This window comes from Stenotrophomonas sp. P5_B8 (assembly GCF_054049855.1).
In genome coordinates this window covers 1-1,974 of sequence record NZ_JBFULO010000570.1, presented here as the reverse complement: position 1 = coordinate 1,974, position 1,974 = coordinate 1, and the positions used below count along the sequence as shown (strand labels likewise).

Genomic DNA, 1,974 nt, shown 5'->3' with positions numbered 1-1,974 from the left:
GCCGATTTCACTTCAAACGGGCAGTCCAATTTACTCAGCATTTGCGCTGTCTCCGGTCTTGTCGTTGCCTGCTTCCCATCGGGTGACGCGGTTGTATTCCTCGCCATCAAGCGGAGGTAGGTTCTCTTTCTCCCGGACCTCGGTGATGCTCATCCAGCCCGAGCCGCCGGAGCCGCCGAGAGCGGCCTTGTAGTAGGCCGCGCGCGCCGCGCTGTCCGCCCGCAGCAACCCCTCGACCACGAATTCGACGAACATCGACCCGTCCGGACCGAACAGCTTGTCGTTGAGTTCATCTTCGATCGCGTCCAGGTATGGCTTGAGGCCGAAGGTGATAAACCCGCTGGTCTGCTGCTCAAGGTTGGAGCCCATTACCGACGTCGACCGGGCGCGGTTCGCCAGGTACAGGGGCACACCCCAGATGCCGGCGATGGCCTCTTCCTGGAACTGCTGCGATTCGATGAACTGGCTGTCCTTCTGGCTCAGCCCGGCGGCCTGGATCTTCGGCCCGCCCTGCAGGATCGCCATCTTGCCGATGTCGTCCACGTTGCCGCGGCGGATGTCGGGCATCTTCTCCAAGATGCTCTTCTGCTGCTCCTTGGTGAGGAAGTTGTCGTAGATGATGTAGCCGCCGGTGAAGCCGCCCTTGCGCATGAACCGCGCAGACCAATCCTGCGCGGTGCGCGCCAGGCCAAGCGTTTCGGCCTGATATTCCACAGGCGACAGGCCATTGATGCCATCGGAGCTAAACAGCTTGAAATGAAGCATGTTTTCCGGCGATACCGCAGTGCGATCGCCGGCAATGGTTGCCCAGTAGATGAGGTCGCTTTCGGTATCCACCTCGACCTGATCAGGACTCAGCGGGATGAGCCCAATCCACGCGCCATCATCGGCGCGGTGGATGATCGCGTAGGCGTTTCCTCGCAAGGCCATGTTCACCACCATGGCCTTGAGGAAGTTCAGCCGGGTGATGTACGGGTTGGGCTTGCTGAGCAGGCGTAGCAGGCGGCGACGCTGCGGACTAGAGCCCTTGACCAGCGACCGCAGACCAGCGACATCCTCGTACAGCTTGAGCGGCAGGCCCGCAGTCGATTCGCTCAGAATCTTCACGCACGACCAGACGATGCTGACCGTCATTGCCCTCTTGGGCGTGATGCGGACGCCAGATTTCGTGTTCTTGCCACCAACCTCCATGTCCACTTCGACGTAGTCGCCCGAGGTCGGGTCGGTGTAGCCGAAGAAGCGCCAGGTGAGCGGGTTGTACCAGCGAGTCGTAGTCATCAGCCGATCAGCCCAAAAAAGCCGTTTTCCAAGTAATCGTCCATGTCTGCAGACCCTTGTTCAGACGTGTTTGCGGCACCGATCGCCATGGCAAGTGCCACTGCGGCGTCGATCTTGTTGGTGGAGCGCAGCTTGGATAGCCACTGATTGCCCCATTTGTCCGATTCGATGACGGCGGACATGATTGCGGAGACCAAAACCGGGCTTCTCCGCAGCCGTATGCGGCCCTCCAGCAGGGCTTCTTCGAGCATTCGCAACGAGCCGGGCATCCACAGGCCCTCGGGGGCCTCGCGGCCCTCCGCCTGCGCCGCCTCAACTTCGGCCGGTAGCGGCTTCCCTCGCTTCAAGCCTCCCTGCGGATGCTCCGCAAAGGCGAGCGAGAGGCCCAGGTCAGCCACCTCCTCTTCCAGCTTCTTGAACGCATACCGGTCGTAGGCGACCAGCTGCACGTCGTAGTCGCGGTCGTACTCCGCAAGCGTCTGCGCCACGTGCCGGTAGCTGATCGTCTGGCCTTGGGGCGCGTGCATGTGCCCGTCGCGAACCCATACCGAGTACGGCAACTTGTCCCGCGTCTCACGCGCCTTGACGGTGTCACCCGGCGTCCAGGTTTCCACCCAGGCATCGAACGTCGGCTTGTAGATGACTTCGCGCTCGCCGTTGACCTCGATCTCGCATTCGACTTCACCGGTCCTGACC

General features: G+C 61.8%; 2 protein-coding genes. Both read right to left on the bottom strand.

Annotated elements, in window-relative coordinates:
- Positions 1-30: 30 nt before the first annotated feature.
- A complete protein-coding gene (locus tag ACXJKH_RS19435; RefSeq protein WP_457321828.1) occupies positions 31-1,278 on the bottom strand; it encodes a phage portal protein in 1,248 nt (415 codons plus the stop codon).
- The coding region (locus ACXJKH_RS19430; protein ID WP_457321826.1) for a terminase TerL endonuclease subunit at positions 1,278-1,974 on the bottom strand (697 nt) is incomplete at its 5' end. The genes ACXJKH_RS19435 and ACXJKH_RS19430, both read right to left, overlap by 1 nt.